At 71.4% G+C, this 22,653-nt stretch carries 20 protein-coding genes; 11 read left to right on the forward strand and 9 right to left on the reverse strand.

The features are described from left to right. Positions 1-90: 90 nt before the first annotated feature. Positions 91-1,500, reverse strand: a complete 1,410-nt coding sequence (locus IF655_RS07455) for an amino acid permease (RefSeq protein ID WP_199583168.1) — start codon at positions 1,498-1,500, stop codon at positions 91-93. Positions 1,501-1,840: 340 nt separating this feature from the next. Beyond that, positions 1,841-3,637: an FAD-binding dehydrogenase gene (locus tag IF655_RS07460; protein ID WP_199583170.1), complete on the reverse strand. Its 1,797-nt coding sequence runs from the start codon at positions 3,635-3,637 to the stop codon at positions 1,841-1,843. A 472-nt stretch (positions 3,638-4,109) separates the two neighbouring features. On the opposite strand from IF655_RS07460, the gene IF655_RS07465 reads away from it, so the two are divergent. From IF655_RS07465 to IF655_RS07475, 3 genes are all read left to right on the forward strand, one after another. Next, a complete protein-coding gene (locus tag IF655_RS07465; protein ID WP_199583172.1) occupies positions 4,110-5,258 on the forward strand; it encodes a macrolide family glycosyltransferase in 1,149 nt (382 codons plus the stop codon). Positions 5,259-5,374: 116 nt separating this feature from the next. Next, a complete protein-coding gene (locus IF655_RS07470) occupies positions 5,375-6,418 on the forward strand; it encodes a sporulation protein (RefSeq protein ID WP_199583174.1) in 1,044 nt (347 codons plus the stop codon). 76 nt (positions 6,419-6,494) lie between these two features. Then, positions 6,495-6,950 carry a tellurite resistance TerB family protein gene (locus IF655_RS07475; RefSeq protein WP_161179422.1) on the forward strand — a complete coding sequence of 152 codons (456 nt, stop codon included), beginning with the start codon at positions 6,495-6,497 and terminating at the stop codon, positions 6,948-6,950. A gap of 41 nt (positions 6,951-6,991) precedes the next feature. Here IF655_RS07475 and IF655_RS07480 read toward each other — a convergent pair whose 3' ends face one another. The 3 genes from IF655_RS07480 to IF655_RS07490 form a co-directional block, all read right to left on the reverse strand. Then, positions 6,992-7,942 carry a M56 family metallopeptidase gene (locus IF655_RS07480; protein ID WP_199583175.1) on the reverse strand — a complete coding sequence of 317 codons (951 nt, stop codon included), beginning with the start codon at positions 7,940-7,942 and terminating at the stop codon, positions 6,992-6,994. Between the two features lie 6 nt (positions 7,943-7,948). Further along, positions 7,949-8,335: a BlaI/MecI/CopY family transcriptional regulator gene (locus IF655_RS07485; RefSeq protein WP_199583177.1), complete on the reverse strand. Its 387-nt coding sequence runs from the start codon at positions 8,333-8,335 to the stop codon at positions 7,949-7,951. A 157-nt stretch (positions 8,336-8,492) separates the two neighbouring features. Further along, on the reverse strand, positions 8,493-8,711 hold the full coding sequence (locus IF655_RS07490; RefSeq protein WP_199583179.1) for a twin-arginine translocase TatA/TatE family subunit: 219 nt from the start codon (positions 8,709-8,711) through the stop codon (positions 8,493-8,495). Positions 8,712-8,879: 168 nt separating this feature from the next. Between IF655_RS07490 and IF655_RS07495 the strand changes: the two genes are divergently transcribed. The 4 genes from IF655_RS07495 to IF655_RS07510 all read left to right on the forward strand — a co-directional run bounded on the left by IF655_RS07495 (position 8,880) and on the right by IF655_RS07510 (position 12,581). After that, on the forward strand, positions 8,880-9,779 hold the full coding sequence (locus tag IF655_RS07495; RefSeq protein ID WP_199583181.1) for an ion transporter: 900 nt from the start codon (positions 8,880-8,882) through the stop codon (positions 9,777-9,779). A gap of 37 nt (positions 9,780-9,816) precedes the next feature. Continuing rightward, positions 9,817-10,449: an AAA family ATPase gene (locus IF655_RS07500; RefSeq protein ID WP_199583183.1), complete on the forward strand. Its 633-nt coding sequence runs from the start codon at positions 9,817-9,819 to the stop codon at positions 10,447-10,449. A gap of 183 nt (positions 10,450-10,632) precedes the next feature. After that, positions 10,633-10,836 carry a cold-shock protein gene (locus tag IF655_RS07505; RefSeq protein ID WP_007502648.1) on the forward strand — a complete coding sequence of 68 codons (204 nt, stop codon included), beginning with the start codon at positions 10,633-10,635 and terminating at the stop codon, positions 10,834-10,836. An 86-nt stretch (positions 10,837-10,922) separates the two neighbouring features. Next, entirely contained in the window at positions 10,923-12,581 is a 1,659-nt protein-coding gene (locus IF655_RS07510) for a DEAD/DEAH box helicase (RefSeq protein WP_199583185.1), read from the forward strand. Positions 12,582-12,692: 111 nt separating this feature from the next. Here IF655_RS07510 and IF655_RS07515 read toward each other — a convergent pair whose 3' ends face one another. Beyond that, positions 12,693-14,612, reverse strand: coding sequence for a GAF domain-containing protein (locus IF655_RS07515; RefSeq protein ID WP_199583187.1), 1,920 nt, complete (start codon positions 14,610-14,612; stop codon positions 12,693-12,695). 173 nt (positions 14,613-14,785) lie between these two features. Here IF655_RS07515 and IF655_RS07520 point away from each other — a divergent pair, with 173 nt between their 5' ends. Both IF655_RS07520 and IF655_RS07525 read left to right on the forward strand, forming a co-directional pair. Continuing rightward, entirely contained in the window at positions 14,786-16,171 is a 1,386-nt protein-coding gene (locus tag IF655_RS07520) for an MFS transporter (RefSeq protein WP_199583188.1), read from the forward strand. Positions 16,172-16,224: 53 nt separating this feature from the next. Further along, complete coding sequence (locus IF655_RS07525) at positions 16,225-17,730, forward strand: AMP-binding protein (protein ID WP_199583190.1); 1,506 nt, start codon at positions 16,225-16,227, stop codon at positions 17,728-17,730. Between the two features lie 11 nt (positions 17,731-17,741). Here the strand turns inward: IF655_RS07525 and IF655_RS07530 are convergent, their stop codons facing one another. Together IF655_RS07530 and IF655_RS07535 are read right to left on the reverse strand one after the other, a co-directional pair. Further along, positions 17,742-18,335 carry a TetR/AcrR family transcriptional regulator gene (locus IF655_RS07530; RefSeq protein WP_199583192.1) on the reverse strand — a complete coding sequence of 198 codons (594 nt, stop codon included), beginning with the start codon at positions 18,333-18,335 and terminating at the stop codon, positions 17,742-17,744. A gap of 499 nt (positions 18,336-18,834) precedes the next feature. Next, positions 18,835-19,971, reverse strand: a complete 1,137-nt coding sequence (locus tag IF655_RS07535) for a permease (protein ID WP_199583194.1) — start codon at positions 19,969-19,971, stop codon at positions 18,835-18,837. A gap of 111 nt (positions 19,972-20,082) precedes the next feature. Between IF655_RS07535 and IF655_RS07540 the strand changes: the two genes are divergently transcribed. Both IF655_RS07540 and IF655_RS07545 read left to right on the forward strand, forming a co-directional pair. Beyond that, on the forward strand, positions 20,083-20,406 hold the full coding sequence (locus tag IF655_RS07540; protein ID WP_199583196.1) for a hypothetical protein: 324 nt from the start codon (positions 20,083-20,085) through the stop codon (positions 20,404-20,406). A 70-nt stretch (positions 20,407-20,476) separates the two neighbouring features. After that, positions 20,477-21,019, forward strand: a complete 543-nt coding sequence (locus tag IF655_RS07545; RefSeq protein ID WP_199583198.1) for a kinase — start codon at positions 20,477-20,479, stop codon at positions 21,017-21,019. Between the two features lie 313 nt (positions 21,020-21,332). On the opposite strand, the gene IF655_RS07550 is transcribed toward IF655_RS07545, so the two are convergent. Further along, positions 21,333-22,511, reverse strand: coding sequence for a 4-hydroxybenzoate 3-monooxygenase (locus IF655_RS07550; RefSeq protein ID WP_199583199.1), 1,179 nt, complete (start codon positions 22,509-22,511; stop codon positions 21,333-21,335). Positions 22,512-22,653 lie beyond the last annotated feature (142 nt).

A 22,653-nucleotide genomic window follows, 5' to 3' on the forward strand; every position in this document is an offset into this window, starting at 1 on the left:
GGACCAGTGGTAGGAGACGCTCCGGTTGTGCAGTTCGCCGGTACGGCAAAGCCCGGCGGCCCCTTCCGCGACCACCGGGCTCTCATACGATCAGACCTCGGCCCGGCGCCGCCGTCCCGCCATCACGGCGTAGACGAGGATGCCGACGAAGAGGAACAGCACGCCCTGGTAGACCGCCGCGTAGCCCGCGCCCGCGACCAGCCAGATCGAGAATCCGGCGGCGACCGAGGCGATCACGGCGTCGCGGATCAGGCGGCGCTTGTCGACGTTCTCGCGGCGCCCGGAGGCGAGGTGGTAGAGCTGCGCGGCCGTGGCCAGCAGGTACGGCACCGTCGCCGTGAAGGTGGTGACCAGGACCAGGACCTCGAAGACGTGCGCGGAGCCCGCCATGAAGTTGTAGACGGTGAGCAGCGAGGAGAGGACGACCGTCACGCCGACGCCGACGGTCGGCACGCCACGGCGGCGCCGGGTGAAGGCGGCCGGGAAGAGCCCGTCGCGGGCAGCGGCGTACGGGGTCTGCGCGCTGAGCAGGGTCCAGCCGTTGAGGCAGCCGGTCATCGAGACCAGCGCGGCAAGCGCCACCGCCCAGCCGCCCCAGGTGCCGCCGAACATGGCGTTGACGGCGTCGGAGAACGGCGCGGTCGACTTCACCAGGTGGCTGTGGGAGACGGTGCCGAAGACGGAGACCGTGCCGAGCAGGTAGACCAGCGCGGCGCCGACGGTGCCGATGACGGTGGCGCGACCCACGTTGCGGCGGGCGTCGCGGACCTCGCCCGCGCTGACGGCGGCGGACTCCACGCCCAGGTAGGAGTAGAGCAGCAGGGCGGCGGAGGCGGAGACGGCGCCGATCGCGCTGCCGCCGCCCGCGTGGAACGCGCCGAGCTTGTGGGAGTCGAAGAAGAACAGTCCGCCGACCGCGACGAGCAGCAGCGGGAGGAACTTCAGCACCGTGGAGACCAACTGCACGGCGCCCACCCAGCGGGTGCCCGCGAAGTTGGCGAGAGCCGGGAGCCACTGGATGACGAGGGCGGCCAGGCACGCGGTCCAGCGGTGATGGCTGACCGGGATCAGTACGTCGAGGTAGCCGACGGCGGCGACGGCGAGCGCGGCGTTGGACACCCAGGTGGTGATCCAGTACGCCCAGGCGGCGAGGAAGCCCGCGAAGTCGCCGAACGCCTCGCGGGCGTAGACGTAGGGACCGCCGGTGCGCGGGTCGCGCTCGGCGAGGCGCCCGAAGACCAGGGCGAGCGCGATGGCGCCGACGGTCAGGACGCCGAGGGCGACCAGGCTGACCGTGCCGTAGGGGGCGACGGAGGCGGGGAGCAGGAAGATGCCGCCGCCGATGATGTTGCCCATGACCAGGGCGGTGGCGACGGGCAGCCCGAAGCGGCGGGCGTGCTTGCTCGCACCGCCGCCCGGTTCCCCGGCCGGGGCGTCGGCAGAGGTTCCGGCAGGCTCGGCCGCCGTCGCCGGCGGCGGGACGGTCCCGGTGACGTGCATGGCTGGGTGTTACCTCTCGGGGAACCGGCCGTGACCGGAGCGGGGACGGGTGGCGACCGGGCTCACGGAGCGGACCAGCGGAACTGACGTCCTCGGAGCACGGGACCGAGCACAATGGTCGGTGATGCCCCGAGTCGTCGCCAAATCGCCGCTTCTTGTCCCGCCCCGTCAGCATGATCACGCAAAAACCACGCTTACGGGGCGTTGACACCGACAGATGTTTACGCACCCCGTCGACCGCTCGTCCGGCGCCGGGTCGGTCCCCGGGTCGCGTACGACCCCGCGACGACCCTCCTGCGACCCCTCCGACCTCGGTCGATCCGTTTCCTCCGCCCGTTTCTCAGGTCGCCGTCGCCGCAGCCGCCGCGCGCCCCGCCTGACGCCCGGAGAAGAGGCAGCCGCCGAGGAAGGTGCCCTCCAGGGAGCGGTAGCCGTGGACCCCGCCGCCGCCGAAGCCCGCGACCTCGCCCGCCGCGTACAGACCGGGGACCGGCTCGCCGGAGGCGTTCAGCACCCGCCCGGACAGGTCGGTCTGGAGTCCGCCGAGGGTCTTGCGGGTGAGGATGTTGAGCCGCACGGCGATCAGCGGACCGGCGGCGGGGTCGAGGATCTTGTGCGCGGAGGCGGTCCGGCTGAGCGAGTCGCCGATGTAGGTGAGGGCGTTGCGGATGCCCATGACCTGGGTGTCCTTGGTGTACGGGTTGTCGATCTCGCGGTCGCGCGCCTCGATCTGCCGCTTCAGGTCCGCGAGGTCGATCAGGTTGTCGCCGGTGAGCTTGTTCATGCCCGCGACCAGGTCGGACAGGTTCGTCGCGACCACGAAGTCCACGCCGTTCTTCTTGAACTTCTCGATCGGCTCGGGGGTCTGCCAGATCCGGGAGAGCAACTGCCAGACGTTCTTGTTGGTGAGGTCCGGGTTCTGCTCGGAGCCGGAGAGCGCGAACTCCTTGGCGATGATCTTCTGTGTGGTGACGAACCACGAGTAGTCGTACCCGCTCGCGGTGATCGATCCGAGGGTGTGCAGGGTGTCGTAGCCGGGGATGTCGGGCGCGCCGAAGCGGCGGCCTGTGGCGTCGAACCACATGGAGGACGGTCCGGGCAGGATGCGGATGCCATGGTCGGGCCAGATGGGGGCGTAGTTGCGCAGCCCCTCGGTGTAGTGCCACATGCGGTCGGGGTTGACGATACGGCCGCCCGCACGCTCGGTGATGGCGAGCATCCGCCCGTCCACATGTGCGGGGACACCAGTAATCATCGTTTTGGGTGGGGTCCCGAGCCGTGTGGGCCAGTTCTGGCGCACGAGGTCATGGTTGGCGCCGATGCCGCCGGAGGTGACGACCACGACCGGGGCGCGCAGCTCGAAGTCGCCGACGACGGTACGGGAGCTGGGCGTGCCCCGGGCAGCGCTGCTGGGCTCAAGGAGCGCGCCGCGCACGCCGGTCACCGTGCCGCCGGTCGTGACGATGCCGTCGACTCTGTGTCTGAACTTGAAGGTGATCTTCCCGGCGGCGACCGCCGCCCGCACCTTCTTCTCGAACGGCTCGACGACGGCAGGTCCGGTGCCCCAGGTGACGTGGAAGCGGGGCACCGAGTTGCCGTGTCCGTCCGCGAGTCCGCCGCCGCGCTCGGCCCAGCCGACGATGGGGAACCACTGCACGCCGAGCCCGGACAGCCACGATCTCTTCTCGCCGGACGCGAAGTCCACATACGCCTCGGCCCACTTGTAGGCCCAGTGGTCCTGCCCCCTGGGGTCGTCCACGCCCCGGTCGAATCCGGCGGTGCCGAGCCAGTCCTGCCAGGCCAGTTCATGGGTGTCCTTGACGCCCATGAGGCGCTGTTCGTCGGAGTTCACGAAGAAGAGCCCGCCGAACGACCAGAACGCCTGGCCGCCGATGCTCGCCTCGGGTTCCTGGTCGAGGAGCAGCACCTTGCGTCCGGCGGCGGCGAGTTCGGCCGTCGCGACGAGTCCGGCGAGCCCGTGTCCGACGACGATCGCGTCGGCGTCCTGCGACTCGGCGGCGAAGGCGGGGAACGCGTGCGCGGCCAGCGCGGCGCCCGCGAGGACGCCACCGGTGACGGTGAGGGCGCGGCGACGGGTGACGCCCGTGGGGGAAGCGGGAGCGGTGGGGTGGTCCATGGCTGCCTTTCGTCAGGGGGGTGCTGACGGTGCGGGAGGGCATGGGGTGCGGAAGAGCGGGGGTGCGACAGAGCATGGTGGGGCGCTGCGGGCGCGGCCTGGGGAGTCCGGCGAGCGCCGCCTACAGGTGTTACCGACGGTAGCTCACGGTGTTTCCGGCGAACAGGGTGCTGCACGGGGGTTCCGGTACGGCGTTGCGCGGAGCGCCTCCCGGGGGCGGAGTGTCTCCTGGGCGCCAGCCGGAAATTGCGGTGCCCCGCCGCGCGAGGGCGGCTAGGGTCGCGGACATGCGTCTTCTTCAGATCTACGGCTGAGCGATCCGGGCAACGTCCCGGTCTTCCTCCGGCATGTCGTCGTGCGCCCCCTCGAAGAGACCCGCGCACCGGCTCGCCGTGTCCTCTCCTCCCGTAGAAATGAGTGAGCCTCCGTGTTTCCCACGCCTTCCGCGTCCCCTCGTCGTGCCCACATCGCGATGGTCGGCATTCCCGCCGTCAGCCATGTCCTGCCGGGCCTGGAGATCATCCGCGAGCTGGTCGCCCGCGGCCACCGGGTGACCTACGCCAACGACCCCGCCGTGGCCGACCTGATCACGCCCACCGGCGCCGAACTGGTGCCCTGCCCCTCGGTGTTGCCGGTCGCCGACAACAAGTGGCCCGAGGACCCCATCGGCGCGATGAGCCTCTTCCTGGACGACGCGGTCCAGGCACTCCCCCGACTGCGCGCCGTCTACGACCCGGACCCGGCCGACCTCTATCTGTACGACATCGGCGCCTACGCCGCCCGCGCCCTCGCGGAGTCGCAGGACCGTCCCCTCCTCCAGCTCTCCCCGACCTATGTGGCCTGGGACGGCTACGACGAGGAAGTCGCCCCGCAGATCCGGCAGTTGCCGGGCGCCGACGCCTACCAGGCGAGATTCGCGCGGTGGCTCGCCGACTGCGGAGCGTCGACGACCGACGTGGACACCTTCTCCGGCCGCCCGAAGCGGGCCCTCGCGCTGATCTCCCGGGCGATGCAGCCGTACGCCGAGCGGGTCGACACCGACGTCGTGACCTTCGTCGGTCCCTGCTTCGACCTCGGCACGGACGCGGAGCACTGGACCCGCCCCGCCGACGCCGGGAAGGTGCTGCTGGTCTCGCTCGGTTCAGCCTTCACGCGTCAGCCCGAGTTCTACCGCCAATGCCTCGCCGCCTACGGCGAGTTGCCCGGCTGGCACGTCGTCCTCCAGATCGGCAAGTACACCGACCCGGCGGAACTCGGCACCATCCCGTCCAACGTGGAGGTGCACTCCTGGGTGCCCCAGCGGGCGATCCTGGAGCAGGCGGACGCCTTCGTCACGCACGCCGGGATGGGCGGCTGCGGCGAGGGGCTGATGGCGGGGGTGCCGATGATCGCCGTGCCGCAGGGCGCCGAGCAGTTCACGAACGCCGACCGGCTCGTGCGACTGGGCGTGGCCCGTCGCATCGACACCGCCGAGGCGACCGGCGAGCGGCTGCGGGCGGCACTGATCGAGCTGATCACCGATCCCGAAGTCGCCCGCCGCTGCACGCGGTTGAGCGCCGAGGCGCGGGCCGAGGGCGGCACCCGGCGCGCCGCCGACCTCGTCGAGGACATGCTGCCCTGAGACCGTGTTCCTCGCCTCCCGCCCCGTATCCGGCGCTATGCTTCTACAGGCTTGTAGAAAAAACGGTGGTCACCGCCGGTTCGCGGGTGACTCGCACGTAAAGGAGTGAACGCCGGATGGTGTTCAAGAAGCTGCTCGGATCGCTCGGCGTGGGAGGGCCCACCGTGGACACGGTGCTGGAGCCCGGCCCCGCGCTGCCCGGCGGCACTCTGTCGGGGCAGGTCCATCTCCGGGGCGGGAAGGCCGACTTCGACATCGATCACATCACCCTGGAGCTGGTGGCCCGCGTCGAGGCCGAGCATGAGCACGGGGAGAGCGAGGGTGCGGTCGTCTTCGACCGGTTCACGGTGGGCGGCGGCTTCCGGTTGCGCGAGGGCGAGAGCCGGAGCGTGCCGTTCAGCGTGACGCTGCCCTGGGAGACGCCGGTCACCGAGCTGTACGGCCAGCCGCTCGGCATCGTGCTCGGCGTGCGCACCGAACTGGCTGTCGCCGGGGCGAAGGACAAGGGCGACCTCGACCCGCTCGCGGTGCGCCCGCTGCCCGTCCAGGAGGCGATCCTGGAGGCACTGGGTCAGCTCGGTTTCGGATTCCGTTCCGCCGACCTGGAGTTGGGGCGCATCGGCGGCACCGGGCAGCAACTCCCCTTCTACCAGGAGATCGAGCTGACCCCGGCACCGCAGTACGCCTACCAGGTACGGGAGTTCGAGCTGACCTTCCTCACCGACCCCGGCGGCATGGAGGTCGTCCTGGAGGCCGACAAGCGCGGCGGCTTCCTCTCCCCCGGGCACGACGCGCTCGCCCGCTTCACCGTCTCGCACGGCGAGGCGGACCGACCCGACTGGAACACCGTGGTCGACGGCTGGTTCCGCCAACTCGCCGAGCGGTGCGCGTCGTACGGGGCTCCCGGACCGTACGGCCACGACGCTCCGTACGGACACGAGCCGTCGTACGGACACGAGCCCTCGTACGGACACGGACCCTCGTACGGCCACGAGCACGCGTACGGGCACGACGGCGGGCACCACCGCTCCGGTCCCGGCATGGGCACCGCCATCGCGGCGGGCGCGGCGGGTCTCGCCGTCGGTGTCGTGGGCGGGATGGTCGCGGCCGAAGTCGTGGACGAGGTGGGCGACTTCTTCGAGGGCGACGAAGAGGACTGAGTAGGCGTCTTACGACGGGGGACACTCGGGAGCCGGGCACGGCACGGCTCCTCAAACCTTAGAGACTGGAGTGCTCATGGCCCTGTGGGACCGCATCAAGGAATCCGCCGCCACCATGCAGACGCAACTGGTGGCGAAGAAGAACGACCTGAAGAGCGGCGCCTTCCGTGACGCCTCGATGGCGATGTGCGCGCTGGTCGCCGCCGCCGACGGCACGGTGGACCCCTCCGAGCGGCGCCGGGTGGCGCAACTCATCGCCGGTAACGAGGTGTTGCAGAACTTCGACGCGATGGACCTCCAGCGCCGGTTCGAGGCGAACCTCGACAAGCTGACCGCCGACTTCGACTTCGGCAAGGTCAGCGTGCTCCAGGAGGTCGCCAAGGCGAAGAAGAAGCCCGCCGAGGCGCGTGCCGTCGTCCAGATCGGCATCGTGATCGGCGGCGCCGACGGCAACTTCGACAAGGACGAGCAGGCTGTCGTGCGCGAGGCGTGTTACACCCTCGACCTGCCGCCGCACGAGTTCGACCTCTGATCCGACCTCTGACCGGCGCGACGCGCCACGGGCGGCCACCTCTACAGCGGGGTGGCCGCCTTCAGCACGAGGAACAGCGTCACCGCCGAATTGGCCGAGGACAGCGCGGAGATGGCCGTCCCGGCCGCCGCCGTCCACACCGCCACGCCCACGGCCGTGAACAGCGACGGCCAGGCGTGCGCGGTGGGCGCCGGGTGCAGCAGCGCCGCGACCCGGCGCGGGACGGGCCCGGGAGCCGCGAACCCCGCCAGGGCGGGGCCCGGTCCGACACCCGGTGCGGCACCCGCGATCAGCGCGGCCCTGCCGATGGCCCGCGCCACGGTACGGCGGCTGCGCACCACCCCCGCCGCCTCCTCGTCCGCCCACCGCTCCACGGTGTAGGACACGGCGGTGCGCAGCGGGCGCAGGAACGGATTGGCGCGCGCGGCGAGTTGGACGAACAGCAGGAACCTGTGGTGACGTGCCGTCAGATGTGCTCGCTCATGGGCGAACAGCGCCCGTCGCTCCGCCGGAGCCAGCCGGGACAGCATCCCGCTCGACACCACCACCCGACCGCGCCGCCGCCCGCGCTCCGGCAGGGCGTACGCGTAGGGCGCGTCGTCGGGCAGCACGGCGACCGTGCGCCGGGGCAGCCCGGCAAGGCTCCGCTCGGCCCGCCGTCGCACCCGGTGATGGCGCCACAGCAGGCGCCCGCAGCCGGAGACCACGGTGAGCAGGGCGGGGATGGCGGCCTGGCCGGCGATCTCGTCGTACGGCACCGCCTCGCGCACCTCGTCGTCGGACCAGCCGTCCGGCAGGGGGTTGCCCGGGAGTTGGGCGGTGCCGACGACCATGAGGAGGGCGAGGCAGACCGTGCTGCACAGAGCCAGCACGGCGGCCGTCACGGTCAGCAGCCAACTGGCGGTGCGCGGATGGAGCCGCTGCTCGGCCAGTCGCGCCACCGGCCACGCCGTCAGCGGCAGTACCAGCGGCAGGAGGACGAACACTCCCATGGGACCTCAGTCTTCTCCCTCCGGGCCCAGACGGCCCAGCAGTTGGCGCAGCACGCGTTCGTCGTCGGGCTCCAGCGAGGTGACGAAGCGGGACAGCACCGCCTCCCGGTCGCTCTCGCCGTCCAGCACCTTGCGCATCCGGTGCGCGGCGAGCCCCGCCTGGTCCGAGACCGGCGTCCAGACGAAGGAGCGGCCCGCGCGCTCGCGGGTGACCGCGCCCTTGGCGAGCAGCCGGGTCAGGATGGTGATCACGGTCGTATAGGCGAGGTCGTCGCCCAGGCGTTCCTGGACCCACCCCACCGACGCGGGGGCGCGCGCCTCGCGCAGGGCCGAGAGCACCAGCCCCTCCAGCTCGCCCTGTCCCCGCCGCCGGGGACGCCGTTCGTCGCTCACGTCCGCTCCCTTCCGCCTCTGCCGGTCCGTCCGCCCCCGCCAGACCTTCCGCCGGTCCTTGCGCGCCCGACGGGTCGCCGTCCGGTCGCCGGGCACGACGGTCGCCGGGCCGCGCCGCGGCGCCCCGAGCAGGGCAGAGGTCCGGGGCGGGCGGCGGTCAGGACCGTGGCCCGTCGCCGCGCCCAACGATCTTTCCCTCCACGACGTTCCCGGCGGACGGGTCCGGCGCGGCGTCCTGCTCCTTGCGGGCCCGCGCCTCGCTCTTGAAGATCCGGACCGCCTTCCCCGTGGCACGGGTCAGCTCCGGCAGCTTCCTGACGCCGAGAATCACGGCGAACACAAGGAGAATCAGGGCCAGTTCACTCAGGCCGAACATCGTTTCGCGCTCCCTTCGGGCGGGTGGCTGACATCCGGCACACCCTTCACATCTACATTGCTGTAGAAGTCTTGCGTAGAGCATGATCGCTCAACAAGCCCGCCGTCCGCTCCGGATCGCCGGTAGGAGGGCGGAGAAGCACCGCGCCGCACGGAGGAACAGAGCAGGATGACCGGCACCACCCCCTCGATCCGGCCGGTTCCCGCCCGGGTCTCCCTCGCCTCATGGTGTCGTGGCGTCACCGGGGCGCGCTGGTTCGCGGTCACCGTGGTCGGGCTGATCCTGGCCAACGCGGCGCTGCTCGGCGCGGAGACCTATCCGGGTCTCGCCGCCGAGTGGCACACCGCGTTACGCCTGGCGGAGCGCGCGTGCGTGGCCGGGTTCACGGTGGAGATCCTGCTGCGCCTGGGCGCCCACGCCGACCGCCCCCGCGACTTCTTCCGCGACCCGTGGAACCTCTTCGACCTGGCCGTCGTCCTCAGCGCGTTCCTGCCGGTGGTCCGCGAGAACACCACCGTGCTACGACTTTTGCGCCTGGCGCGCGTCCTGCGCACCGCCCGCTTCCTGCCCCAACTGCGCATCGTGCTGGTCGCGGTCGCCCGCAGCCTGCCCGGCACGGTGAGCTTCCTCCTCGTCGGCGCGCTGCTGCTCTACGTCTACGCGATGGTCGGCTGGGTCTTCTTCGCCCACGCCGACCCCGAGCACTACGGCTCGATCGGGCGCGCCGTCCTCACCCTGTTCCTCCTGATGACCCTGGACGGCATCGGCGACGCCGTCCACGCGGGTCTGGTGATCTCCCGCTGGAGCCTCCTCTACTACGCCTCCTACGTCCTCCTCGCCTCCTTCGTCCTGGTCAACGTCCTGATCGGCGTCGTCCTGACCTCCCTGGAGGAGGCTCGCGAAATGGAACAGCCCCACCCGGACCCACCCACCGCACCGGACCGCACCCCCACGGACCTGCTCGCCCGCATCGCGACGGCCCGCCGCGCCCTGGACGACCTGGAGCAGAGCCTGTCCGCCACGGCACCGCAGGCGACCCCGCGCGAACCGGAGCACACCCCTGGCTGACGAGCCCGCGCCCCCTCCCGTCCCCTAAAGTCGCCCCATGCTCCTGTGGCTCAACGGTCCCTTCGGGGGCGGCAAGACGCAGACCGCCTATGAGCTGGAGCGTCGGCTGGCGGACAGCGTGGTGTGCGATCCCGAGCACATCGGGTTCGGGCTGCACCGGATGACGCCCCGGTCGCTGCGCGGCGACTTCCAGGACATCCGCGCCTGGCGGCAGGGGGTGTTCGAGGTGCTGGACCACGTGCTCAGCGAGTACGACGGGACGGTGATCGTGCCGATGACGGTCGTGGAGCCCGCATATTTCCGGGAGATGGTGGGGCGGCTGCGCGAACGGGGGCACGATGTACGGCACTTCGCGCTGATGGCGGAGCGCGAGACCGTGCTGCGGCGGTTGCGGGAGCGGGGCTTCGGGCGGGCCGTGCGGTTTCTCGCGGGCGAGAAGGCGGCGCTGCGCGGGGAGAGTTTCGCGGTGGCCAAGCTCGATCTCTGTCTGGAGCGGCTGCGCGGCGAGGAGTTCGCGGAGCAGGTGTGGACCGACCGGCTGAGCATTCCCGAGGTCGCCGAGCGCGTCGCGGCGAGCGCCGGGCTGCCGCTCGCTCCGGACCGGGGCGGCGCGTTGCGGGGGCGGCTGCGGCGGGCGCGGACGGGGGTCCGGCACATCCGGTTCGACTGAGGATTTCCGAGGCCAGGAGGGCTGTGGGCTGTCGCGCGGGGCGGATGTGTGGTACTTTTTAGGCGTTGCAGTTGTGGTACCCATGAACCTATGTGCGCCTGACGGGAATGTATCCATCGGGCGCATTAGTTGTTTTACCGGTTGTCTCCGGATGGGGCCTCTGCCTACCAGAAGGAGAAAATCATGGCTCAGGGAACCGTGAAGTGGTTCAACTCTGAGAAGGGCTTCGGCTTCATCGAGCAGGACGGTGGCGGCCCCGACGTCTTCGCCCACTACTCGAACATCGCGACGCAGGGCTTCCGTGAGCTCCAGGAGGGCCAGCGCGTGTCCTTCGACGTCACGCAGGGCCAGAAGGGCCCGCAGGCGGAGAACATCGTCCCCGCCTGATCGCCGGACGCGTCATCGCTCGCCGGGGTTCGCACCATCGCGGTGCGAACCCCGGTTTGCTGTTCCCAGGAAGGCACACACACCGCATGTCCCGCAGGCCGCAGAAGCCGACCCGTCGCGCCGCCCCCTCCTCCCCCGTGTCTCCGCCCCAAGAATTCCGGCTCCCGGAGAGCAGGACGCCCGCGCTCGAGCCCATCGCGGAATTCGCCGACATGGAGCTTCCGGCCGCACTGCTGAAGTGCCTGGCCGCGCAGGGCGTGACCACCCCGTTCCCCATCCAGGCCGCCGCGCTGCCCAACGCGCTGGCGGGGCGTGACCTGCTGGGTCGGGGCCGTACCGGTTCCGGCAAGACGCTCGCGTTCGGACTCGCGGTGCTGGCCCGTACGGCCGGGCTGCGGGCGCAGCCCAAGGCTCCCCTCGCGCTCGTCCTGGTGCCCACCCGTGAGCTGGCCCAGCAGGTGACGGACGCGCTGACCCCGTACGCGACGGCGGTCAACCTGCGGATGGCCACCGTCGTCGGCGGTCTCTCCATCACCAAGCAGGCCGCCACGCTCCGCCGCGGCGTCGAGGTGCTCGTGGCCTGCCCGGGACGGCTGAACGACCTCGTGGAGCGCGGTGACTGCCTCCTGGAGGACATACGGATCACAGTGCTGGACGAAGCCGACCAGATGACCGACATGGGCTTCCTGCCGCAGATCACCAAGGTGATCCAGCGGGTGCGCCCGGGCGGTCAGCACATGCTCTTCTCGGCCACCCTGGACCGCAACATCGACCGGCTGGTGCAGCGCTTCCTGGACGACCCGGTCGTGCACTCGGTGGACCCGTCCGCCGGTGCCGTGTCCACCATGGAGCACCACGTCCTCCACCTGCTGGACGAGACCGACAAGAAGGCGGTCACGACCCGTATCGCGGCGCGTGACGGCCGAGTGATCCTCTTCCTGGACACCAAGCGCTCGGCCGACCGTCTCGCCAAGCGGCTGCTGTCCGTCGGCGTGCGCGCCGCCGCCCTGCACGGCGGCCGCAGCCAGCCGCAGCGCAACCGCGCCCTGGAGCAGTTCAAGGACGGCCGGATCACCGCGCTGGTGGCGACGAACGTGGCCGCGCGCGGCATCCACGTCGACGACCTCGACCTGGTCGTCAACGTCGACCCGCCCACCGACCACAAGGACTACCTGCACCGGGGCGGCCGTACCGCCCGAGCGGGCGGCTCCGGCAGCGTGGTCACCCTGGTCCTGCCCGAGCAGAAGCGCGACGTCAACCAGCTCATGTCGGCGGCGGGCATCCGCCCCCGTACGACGCGGGTCACCTCGACCGCGCCCGAGCTGACCGCCATCACCGGCGCGCGCGAGCCGTCCGGTGTGGCCGTCGTCCTGGAACCGGCACAGCCGGAGCAGCCCGCGGCGAAGTCGTCCGGGCGTCCCTCCCGCAGGTCCCGCGGCGGGGGCGCGGGCGGGAGCCGGGGCGCCAGGGCGGGCGCGCAGTCCTCGCCCCAGGCCACCACCGGCCGACCGTCCCGCCGTACCGGGACCGAGGGCGGAACCGGCACCGGCACGGCGGCCAAGACCGGCGGCAGGACGGGCGCGAAGTCCGCGACCAAGCCCACCGCCCGCACCGGCGGCAAGCCCACGGCGAAGCCCGCCGTCCGGAACGGCGCGAAGCCCGCGGCCAAGCCCGCCGCGAAGTCCGGCCGCCCCGCGGCGGCCCGGCGCCGGAGCGGAACCAGGAGCGGCGGCGACCAGGGCTGACCTGATCCCGTCATCGCACCGCTGCCGGGCCCTCCCCGAGATCGAGATCCAGTTCCTGATCCGACTCGGGGAGGGCCCGTACGCGTTTTCAGGACGACCGGTCGCGCCGGCTCACCGCCCCTCCCCCACCGGCCCGTCCAGCACCCCCCTCAACTGGTGCAGCCGCACCGCGAGATGCACCCGCAGCCCCGAGTCCGCCGAGCGCCAGTCCTCCCCCAGCACCGCCCCGATGCGGTCCAGCCGCTTCAGCAGGGTGTTCGTGTGGACGTGCAGGGCGCGGGCGGTGCGGCTGAGGTTGCCGGAGTGGGTGAACCAGGCGGCTGTGGTCGTCACGAGGTCGGTGGAGCGACGGCGGTCGTAGTCGAGGAGGGGTCCGAGGGTGTCGGTGACGAAGCCCTCGAGTTCGTGGGCGCGCCCGGGGTCGAAGACGAGGGCGTACATCGCGTAGCGGCGGGTGGTGGAGCCGCGGTCGGTGTCGCCGAGGCAGCGCATGACGTCGAGGCAGCGCTGGGCCAGGGTGAAGGAGCGGGCGCGGTCGTGGCCGGTGACGCGGTCGGCGACCACCAGGGTGGGGGCGCCGAGGCGGCGGCGCAGCCGGTGGTGGAGGGTCTCGGCCACCGTCTCCGGGTCGTCCGTGTGCAGGAGCAGGGTCGCCCGGCCCAGGTACTCGCCCGCGAGCCCGGACCACTCGGATGAGGCGGCGTGCAGTTCGCGGACGATGTCGGCGGCGGACCGCCCGGGGCAGTCGGCGGCGACGAGGACGTCCAGGCGGTCGACGTCGACGCCACGGGCGAGCGCGCGGTCGCGCAGGGCGGGGTGGACGGGGTGCAGCGGGGGATGGGAGAGCAGCTCCATGAGCAGTTCGCCCCGTACCCGCTCCTCCGCCTCGACGCGGGCGTCGCGCATGAGCACGAGCAGACCCGTGATCTGCGCGGAGCGCTCCAGCATCCGGACGTCCGCCGACTCGGTGGCGGCCCGCCGCCGCAGGGACAGGGAGCCGAGATGGCTGCCGCCCGCCTGGATGGCCGCCACGCTGAGGACCGTGCCGTCGTCGCTCTCGCCGTGGACGCAGCGCCCGGTCCGCCGCGCCTCCTCCAGCAACTCCCGTTCCAGTGACGGGTCGACGCCCGGTGTCACCGCGTCGGGGCACCTCGTCGCGACGACCTTGTCGTCCCGGTCCCGGATGGTGACCGCGCCCTGGAGGTGGTCCACCAGCGACTGGGCGATGTCGCCGGGACCGCCGCCCGTCAGCACCACATGGGTCAGCGCCTCGTGCACCGCCGCGGCGAGTTCCATCGTGGCGACCTGGTCCTCGATGACCCGGTACGCGTCCCGCAGCCGCCGCAGCGCCACCCGGCTCTCCTCGTAGAGCCGCGCGTTGTGCAGCGCGATGGCGGCGTGGTCCGCGAACGCGCTGAGCAGGGCCACCTCGTCCTTCTCGAAGGGGCGCTCGGTGCGGTCGGCGGCGAAGAGGACGCCGATCACCCGGTCCCCGACCAGGAGGGGTACGCCGAGCAGCGCGACGAGTCCTTCGCTGGAGACGAGGAGGTCGAAGGCGGAGCTGTGGTCGAGGGCGTCGGCGGCGCGGTAGTCGCTGACCCAGTACGGCGCCCTGGTCTCGATCACCCGCCCGCCCAGACCGGCGCCGGGGGGCATCCGCGCGGACGAGAACTCCGGCGAGATGGTGCCCGCCGTGGCGCGGAGCGTGAGGTTGCCGTCCGCGTCCAGGAGCGAGAGATACGCGAAGTCGCTGCCGATCAGCTCATGCGCCTCCCTGACGATCGACGGCAGCACCACGTCGACCTCCCCGAGCACGGCCAGCGAACGGGCGGTGGCGTACAGGCTGCTCAACTCGCGTTCGCGGCGCAGGCGGTAGGCGGCGAGTTCGCCGCGATCGGCGTGGTCGCCGCGTTCGCCGCGATCGGCGTGTTCACCGCGCTCGGCGCGACCGCCGCGACCGCCGCGATCGGCGTGACGCCCCTGATCGCCTGGGTCGCGAGCGCCCTGCTCGTCGGAGTCCGTGCGTGCCATCGGTCGCCCTCCACGAGAAGCGGGCGGCGGAGGTGGGGATTTCCTCCACCGTCAAAGCGCCAGGAGTGTATCCCCGTCCCATCCTGCAAAGCGCTTGCTCAGCTCTACTCTCACCGCACGACACAGAGCTGTGACGCAGGTCGCAGCCCTACCCAGAACCGAGGGATGCCCCCATGGCCTCTTCCGCGCAGGCCCCGATCCAGGGCAACGGCTCCGGACCCGCCACCGCACCCGAGCGCCGCACCGGCTGGAAACTGCTCGCGGCCGGCCTGATCGGCAGCTCGATCGAGTGGTACGACTTCTTCCTGTACGGCACGGCGGCGGCTCTGGTCTTCCCGCACGTCTTCTTCCCGCACTCCTCCGCCTTCATGGGCACGCTGCTGTCCTTCAGCACCTTCTGGGCGGGCTTCGTCGCCCGGCCGCTCGGCGGGCTCCTCGCCGGTCACTTCGGTGACAAGTACGGCCGCAAGCCCACGGTCGTGGCGTGTCTGATCGGCATGGCGACCGCGACGTTCCTCATCGGCTGTCTGCCGAGCGCCGCGAGCGTCGGTGTGCTCGCCCCGACCCTGCTGGTGCTGCTGCGGTTCGCCCAGGGCGCGGCGGCGGGCGGTCAGTGGGGCGGCATCGCGCTGCTCCTCACCGAGTCCGCCCACCCCAAACGCCGTGGTTTCGCGGGCACGTTCGGCCAGACGAGCGTCCCGGTCGCGGTCATCATCGTGAACCTCATCTTCACCACGACCGGCTCCGTCGTCTCGGACGACACGTTCCTCGACTGGGGCTGGCGCATCCCGTTCCTGCTCAGCGCGGTCATGTTCCCCGTCGTGCTGCACATCCAGCGCAAGGTCGAAGACACCCCGGACTTCCGCGAGTTGCAGAAGGCGGCGACCAAGAACCCGGAGGCGCGCGTGGTCCGGGCGCCGCTCACCGAGGCCGTACGACGCAACTGGCGGACGATCCTGCTCGGTTGCGGCACCCTCTCCGCCACGAACAGCCTCTTCTACGTCAGCATCACCGGTCTGCTCAGCTACGGCACGACGACGCTGCACATGGACCGCGACTCCCTGCTGACCGTCACCCTGCTCAGCTCGGCCCTCATGGGAGGGCTGCTCCCCTACACGGGCCACCTGTCGGACCGCTTCGGTCGGCGCAACCTCATCCTCGTCGGCGGACTCGGCGTCGCGGCCTGGGCGTTCCCCTACTTCGCGCTGGTGGACACGGCGTCGGCGCCCCTGGTGTTCGTCGCGATCACCGTCGGTTTCCTCTTCCAGGGTCTGACCTACGGTCCGATGGCCGCGTTCCTCGGTGAGCTGTTCGCCCCCAACGTCCGCTATTCCGGCGCCTCTTTGGCCTACCAGCTCTCCGCCATCATCGTCAGCGGCGGCACCCCGATCCTGATGACCACCATCATCGCCAAGACCGGTACGACCACGCTGGTCGCCGCCTACATCGCGCTCATGGGTCTGATCACCTTCGTCTGCGCGTGGTTCCTGCCGGAGACCAACCCGGCGGAGGTGCGGGCCGATCCGGAGACGCTGCCCGGAACGCAGTTGTACGCGTGAGCGGTTGGCGCCGCCGGACTCCCGAACTTCCCGAACGACGAGGAGAGATCGCCATGTTCACCCCCGAACCGGGGTTCCCGCTCGGTGACATCCCGCAGGCACACGCGACAGAGCGCCCCGACGCCGTGGCGGTCCGCTCCGGCGAGAAGCAGCTCACCTGGGCGGAGTTGTACCGGGCGAGCACTGAAGTCGCGCGCGGACTGCGCCTGTCGGGCGTCGGGCACGGGCGCATCGTCCCGCTCATGCTGCCGAACGGTGTGGACGTCGTGGTCGCGGCGTTCGCCTGCCTCAAGCTCGGCGCCGTACCGCAGCCGCTGTCGACGCGGCTCGCGCCGCCCGAGGAGGAGGCGATCCTCGCGCTGTCCGACCCGGCGGTGGTGGTCGGTCTGGAGGAGGGCGCGCCGGTGGGGGACGGGCGGATGCGGTCGACGACGGTGGCCGAACTCCGCCGACGTGCGGGCGAGTTCAAGGAGGACGACCTAGTGACGGAGGTCGGTCCCTCGTGGAAGGCGCCGACCTCGGGCGGTTCGACCGGCAGGCCGAAGATCATCCTGTCCGGTGCCGCGGGGGCGTTCAACCCGTTCGACATGGAGGCGTGGGGGCTCAGACCCGGCGAGCAGTCGCTCGTCACCGCGCCGGTGCACCACAACGCGCCCTTCTCCACGGCCATGACGACGCTGTTCAACGGCGGCACGGTCACGCTCCTTGAGCGGTTCGACGCCGAGCGGGTCCTGGCCGACATCGAGCGGTACGCGATCACCTGGGTGTACCTGGTGCCGACCATGATGCGGCGCGTCCTGGCGCTGCCCGAGAAGACCCGCGAGCGCTACGACCTCTCCTCGCTGGTCTCGGTGTGGCACTGCGCGGAACCGTGCCCGCCCGCGACCAAGCAGGCGTGGATCGACTGGCTCGGTCCGGAGCGCATCCACGAGCTGTACGCCGGGACGGAGGCTCAGGCGGGCTGCACGATCTCCGGCACCGAGTGGCTGGCGCACCGGGGTTCGGTGGGGCGTACCACCTGGGGCGAGATCAAGATCGTGGCGCTCGACGGCACGCCGGTCACCGAACCCGGAGTGTCCGGCGAGATCTTCATGCGCGTCTCGGAGGGCAAGCCGCCCGCGTTCCGCTACATCGGCGCCGAGACCGAGGAGGACGACGGCTGGTCGACCCTCGGCGACATCGGGGAGTTCGACGCGGACGGTTACCTCTATCTCCACGACCGCCGCTCGGACATGCTCCTGGTCGGCGGGGTCAACGTCTACCCGGCGGAGATCGAGGCCGCCCTCACCGAGCACCCGCACGTCCTGTCCGGCGCGGTCATCGGTCTGCCGGACCCGGACCGGGGCAACCGCGTCCACGCCATCGTCCAGATCGAGGAGGGCAGCCCGACGACCGCCGAGGAGATCGACGCCTTCCTCGCCACCCGGCTGTCGCCCCACAAGCGCCCGAGGTCCATCGAGCTGGTCACGACCCCACTGCGCAGCGCGGCGGGCAAACTGCGGCGCTCCGCGCTGCGGGCGGAGCGATTGACCGACGGCGGGGGCGCGCGGACCCCCTGACACGCTCCCCGTTACGCCTCGACGCGCTCCGGCGTGGCGGTGAGCACGGCGTGGACGGCCGCGCGGACCTGCTCGGCCACCACCTCGGGCACGGAGGCGTCCAGCTTGCCGTCCAGATGGAGGAAGGCAAGCCCGTGGACGAGCGCCCACACCGCCGTCGACAGGGCGTCCTGATCGGCGTCCGGGAAGACGTCGTGGACGATGCCGCGCACGTACTGCGAGATGGCGATGGTCGCCTCAAGGCGCTCCTCGCTCGCCGGGTCGCAGGGTTCCGCGAACATCACGCGGAACAGCGCGGGGTGGTCGAGGGCGAAACGCACGTACGCGACGGCGATCTCGGCGAGGTCGTCGGCGCTGGTGGGCGCGGGGTGCGCCGCGGCCAGATGGGTCCCGAGTTCCCGGTACCCCTCGGCTCCGACGGCCGCGAGCAGCGCCTCGCGGTCCGCGTAGTGGCGGTACGGCGCCGTCGCCGACACCCCCGCCCGCCGCGCCACCGCCCGCAACGACAGCCCGGCGCTCCCGTCCTCCTCCAGCAGCTCCCGCGCGGCGCGCAGACAGGCGGCGCGCAGATCGCCGTGATGGTACGAGCCGGGTGCCTGGGGCATGGGTGCCTCCGTGAGGTGGATACCGCGCACATCGCTCGGTGCCGCTTGGTGTCGCTTCACAGCATGTGAACGATGCGTACAACGTAATCGAGGAGACCGACACGCGCATGACCGCGAGCCGGTCCCGCCATTGTCCCCGCACCTGGCTCACCGGGGCGCCGCTCGAATGCGGTGGACCGGGCAGGTGGCAGAGCCCATGCACCACCCGAACCGGGTCCGCGACGCTGGCCCGAGCGGCGTACCCGGGCTGCTCGGCGGTGCGCTTCGGGGTCCGGTCCCGTTCCTGGGGCGCCGGATGCGCCGGTCCGGGAGCGGGTGACGGGAACTCCGTGGTGAGGAAGCGCGTCATGGCGATCAGCATGCGCCGTACGTCCGCGAGGGGTACGGCCAGCTCGTCCCGTCGGCCGTAGTGGGCGGTCCTTTCGGGACATCACGGGACCCGTTCGTCCCACGCACCCGCATGAGGGTGCCGGACCGACCCGCGCCCACCGTCGCGCCCTCACAGGACGGCCAGCAGCACCCCGCCCAGCAGTCCCGCCAGCACGACCAGGACGGTCGTGGCCGTCGTCAGCCGCCAGCCGAACGTCCTGCCGACCATGGCCATGCTCGGCAGGCTGATGGCGGGCAGGGTGATCAGAAGGGCGCCGAGGACGCCCGCCGGGAGACCGAGGACCGCCAGGCCCTGGATGATCGGGATCTCACCGGCGGTGGGGATCACGAAGAGCGTGCCCAGGATCGCCGCGATCACCGTGGCGGCCACCACCGTCGGCGTACCGTGCCCGACCGCGTCCTGCGTCAGCGGCAGCATCCAGCCCCGGAAGGCGCCGATCAGGAGGACCACCAGCAGATACTCGGGGATGAGGACGAGCGTCATCCGGGTCAGCGTCCGCAGGAACCGCAGCGCCACGTCCTTGGTCCCGGCGGGCTCGCTCGACGCGGACGCGACGGGAGCGCCGACCGGCTGCCCGTGCCCGGATACCCCGGGCGCCGCCACCGCCGCCGTACGACGACGGTCCGCGAGGTGACTCACCAGCACCGCCCCGGCGACCACCGTGACGACCCCGACCGCCACCCGCACCACCGTCCACTGCCAGGGCGCGACCAGCAGCAGGAACACCACGACCGCGGGGTTGAGCAGCGGATTGCCCAGCCAGTACGCCACCGTCGCGGCGGTCGAGGCGCCGCTGCGCCGCAGGCTGACCGCCACCGGTGCCGTACAGCAGGTACACATCATCGACGGCGTACTCAGGAGCCCGCCCGCCACCGCACCGGACCACCGCCCGCCCCGGTCGAGCGCCCGCACCAGCCAGTCCCGTGGGATCAGCGCCTGGAGCGCCGCGCTGATCAGCAGCGCGGCGACGAGCGCCTTCCAGACCGCGACGAGATACGCCACCAGGAACGAGGTCGCCGCGTGCCAACTCGGCGCCTCCCCCGGCTGGACACCCCCGACCCCGAGAATGCTCGACCCCGACCACGTGTGACTCTCGTTGAGCCCGACGACCTTCGCGGTGTACGGCAGCCACTTCGCCCAGAGCAGCACGACGACGAACACGACGACCGCGAGAAGAAACCCGGTGAGCAGCCGTGCTCTCCCCGGGCCCGGGGAGGCTTGGTGGGTGCGTGATGGCGCGGTCACACGTCGAACGTAGTGACGCGCAGGAGTGATCGCCAACGGGAACCGGCAAGTGCCGGATGACGATCATCTACAGCATGTCCCCGCCCCCTGGTACGAGTGACGGAGATTCACATGAACGACACCGGGCTCCTGCGTCGCCTCCCCGCCCGCTGGCGGATCCCGCTGGGAGCCGAGACGCTGCTGGCCCTGGCGACCGCGGTCTTCCTCCACTCGCTCAGCGGGCATGAGTACTGCGACCAGGCCACAGAGCACAGCCGGGTTTGGATGGCCGGCGGGGTGCTGCTGTCCCTGCCGCTGACCTGGCTGCTGGCGAGCCGCGCGGACCTGACCGCCAGATCCCTCGCCTGGCTCCTGATCGTGGTGCGGCTCTTGCTGGCGGCCTTCGTCATTCTGCTGCTCCAGCCTTTCTCCGGGACCTGGTACCTGGAGTGCTGAAGGCGAGACCGGGCGGAGTCCGCCGACCAGGGCACGCGACCGGAGTCCGCCCGCTACCGTGCCCGTCGTGATGGTGGGCACCGAAGAGACGCGGCTGATCGTTCTGCGGGGGAACAGTGCCTCGGGCAAGTCGGCGGTCGCGGCCGGGGTGCGGGAGCGGTTCGGACGCAATCTGGCGCTGGTCGGGCAGGACAACCTGCGCCGGGTCGTGCTGCGCGAGCGGGACCGGCCCGGAGGAGCCAACATCGGGCTGATCGGCATGACGGCCCGTTACGCCCTGGACGCCGGGTTCCACACGGTCGTGGAGGGCATCCTGTACGCCGACCGGTACGCCACGATGCTGGAGGATCTCGTACGCGACCACCGGGGCGTCACCCGCTGCTACTACCTCGACGTCCCCCTCCAGGAGACCCTGCTCCGCCACGCGACGAAGCCCGACCCGGCGCTCCTGGCCGCGGTCACCCACGCCCACCTGTGCGACTGGTACCGCGAACGCGACCTGCTGCCCAGCGGCATCGAGACCGTCGTCCCCGCCGACAGCACCCTGGACGACACGGTGACCCGCGTCCTGCGCGAGTCGGGGCTGGACGGCGTGGCACCCGTCGACCGTTGAGGACGGCGCCGGGTCAGTGCCACCGGAACGACCACAGCGGCGAGCCGACGAGACCTTCGGCGTAGTCGGAGTAACGGAAGGCGCCGTCGCAGACGTTGTCGGGGGCGCCCCGGGGTCCTCTTCCGAGGAGTCGGCGCCTTCCGGTAGCGCGAGCCACTTCACCTGAGTACGCCGGTAGGAGCGCCAGCTCCGCTCCAGCACGCCGTTCAGATCCAGGGCGCCGACAGCCCTCAAGTCCGCTTCCCCCGGGCCGGACAGCCCCTCATGCGCTTCCTCACCCGCGTACGACCACTGAACCCCTGGCATCAGTCGTCTAGTTGGTCCCCGCCGTCAGCTCCCCGAACAGCCGACCCGCCGCCTCGGAGGCGAACTGGCGCCGGAGTTCGGCGCGGGCGACCTGCTTGCGGAACTCTCCCTCGTGGGTGGTGTCACCGGCGTTGTGCATGAGGTCGGTGATCCAGGTGGCGAACGCCTGGTAGTTCCAGATGTGGGGCAGACAGGTCTCCGAGTAGCTGTCGAGCAGGCTCGAATCGCCGTGTACGGCACGGCGGATGACGGCGCGGGCGAAGATCTCGGCGTCGTGGAGGGCGAGATGGATGCCCTTCGCGCTCATCGGGGGCACGATGTGGGCGGCGTCGCCGAGGAGGTACAGCCTGCCGTGGCTCATCGGGTCGAAGACGACGCTGCGCAGCGGGACGATCTGCTTGCTGACGATCTCCCCGGTCGGCACCGGGACACCGAACCGCGCCTCCAGTTCGCTCCAGACCCGCTCGTCCGGCCACTGCTCAACGGTGTCGTCCACACCGCACTGGAGGTAGATCCGGCTGGCCCGCGCACCGCGCGGAATCATTCCGGCGAGACCGCGCGCGTGGATCGCCATGCCGGACGGATTCGCCGGTACGGCGGCCAGGACGCTGAGCCAGGAGTACCCGTACTGGTGGGAGTACTCGGTCAGGACACCGGCGGGAACGGAGCGGCGGCTGACACCGTGGAAGCCGTCGCAACCGGCGACGTGGTCGCAGTCGAGGACCCTCTCCGTGCCGTCGGCGTCCCGGTAACGCACCTGCGCGTACGCGCCGTTGACACCCTCCAGGTTCTCCAGCGACACATCGGCGGCTTCGTACCGCAGGTCCCCGCCCTCGCGCAGAAAGACGTCGGTGAGGTTGCGTACGAGCACCTGCTGCGGGCAGTACAGGCTCTCGTTGTCGTCGTCCACCTCGATCGGCATCTCCTCCCCGTCGATGAAGAAGCCGCCCTCGCTCTCCGGGACGGGATCGCCCTCCAGCACCTCTTCGAGCCCCCACTCGCGGAACATGCGCACCCCGAAACCGTCGATGGTTCCGGCTCGTTGGCGCTGCTCGACGTAGGAGCGGCTGTGCTTCTCCAGCACGACGCAGCCGACGCCGTTGCGCAGCAGGAAGGTGCCGAGCGCCAGTCCGGCGACGCCGGCTCCGACGATGGCGACGGTGGTGTGTTCGCGTGTCCCGGTCATGGGTGGACGAGCCTCCGTGTTCAGGCGGTGTTCAGGGCGGTCGATCTGCCCCCACTCTGGAGCCCGCCGCCGGACGCGAACCACCGGTGACGGGACACCGGATACCGAAAAGCCGCCAACTCTCCCGAACCCCGGAGGGCGA

The organism is Streptomyces sp. DSM 110735 (assembly GCF_016482685.1).
GTDB lineage: Bacteria > Actinomycetota > Actinomycetes > Streptomycetales > Streptomycetaceae > Streptomyces.

Coding starts and splice junctions, on each gene's coding strand:
- IF655_RS07455 (WP_199583168.1), bottom strand. CDS start 1,500: ATGCACGTCACCGGGACCGTCCCGCCGCCGGCGACGGCGGCCGAGCCT.
- IF655_RS07460 (WP_199583170.1), bottom strand. CDS start 3,637: ATGGACCACCCCACCGCTCCCGCTTCCCCCACGGGCGTCACCCGTCGC.
- IF655_RS07465 (WP_199583172.1), top strand. CDS start 4,110: ATGGTCGGCATTCCCGCCGTCAGCCATGTCCTGCCGGGCCTGGAGATC.
- IF655_RS07470 (WP_199583174.1), top strand. CDS start 5,375: ATGGTGTTCAAGAAGCTGCTCGGATCGCTCGGCGTGGGAGGGCCCACC.
- IF655_RS07475 (WP_161179422.1), top strand. CDS start 6,495: ATGGCCCTGTGGGACCGCATCAAGGAATCCGCCGCCACCATGCAGACG.
- IF655_RS07480 (WP_199583175.1), bottom strand. CDS start 7,942: ATGGGAGTGTTCGTCCTCCTGCCGCTGGTACTGCCGCTGACGGCGTGG.
- IF655_RS07490 (WP_199583179.1), bottom strand. CDS start 8,711: ATGTTCGGCCTGAGTGAACTGGCCCTGATTCTCCTTGTGTTCGCCGTG.
- IF655_RS07495 (WP_199583181.1), top strand. CDS start 8,880: ATGACCGGCACCACCCCCTCGATCCGGCCGGTTCCCGCCCGGGTCTCC.
- IF655_RS07500 (WP_199583183.1), top strand. CDS start 9,817: ATGCTCCTGTGGCTCAACGGTCCCTTCGGGGGCGGCAAGACGCAGACC.
- IF655_RS07505 (WP_007502648.1), top strand. CDS start 10,633: ATGGCTCAGGGAACCGTGAAGTGGTTCAACTCTGAGAAGGGCTTCGGC.
- IF655_RS07510 (WP_199583185.1), top strand. CDS start 10,923: ATGTCCCGCAGGCCGCAGAAGCCGACCCGTCGCGCCGCCCCCTCCTCC.
- IF655_RS07515 (WP_199583187.1), bottom strand. CDS start 14,612: ATGGCACGCACGGACTCCGACGAGCAGGGCGCTCGCGACCCAGGCGAT.
- IF655_RS07520 (WP_199583188.1), top strand. CDS start 14,786: ATGGCCTCTTCCGCGCAGGCCCCGATCCAGGGCAACGGCTCCGGACCC.
- IF655_RS07525 (WP_199583190.1), top strand. CDS start 16,225: ATGTTCACCCCCGAACCGGGGTTCCCGCTCGGTGACATCCCGCAGGCA.
- IF655_RS07530 (WP_199583192.1), bottom strand. CDS start 18,335: ATGCCCCAGGCACCCGGCTCGTACCATCACGGCGATCTGCGCGCCGCC.
- IF655_RS07540 (WP_199583196.1), top strand. CDS start 20,083: ATGAACGACACCGGGCTCCTGCGTCGCCTCCCCGCCCGCTGGCGGATC.
- IF655_RS07545 (WP_199583198.1), top strand. CDS start 20,477: ATGGTGGGCACCGAAGAGACGCGGCTGATCGTTCTGCGGGGGAACAGT.
- IF655_RS07550 (WP_199583199.1), bottom strand. CDS start 22,511: ATGACCGGGACACGCGAACACACCACCGTCGCCATCGTCGGAGCCGGC.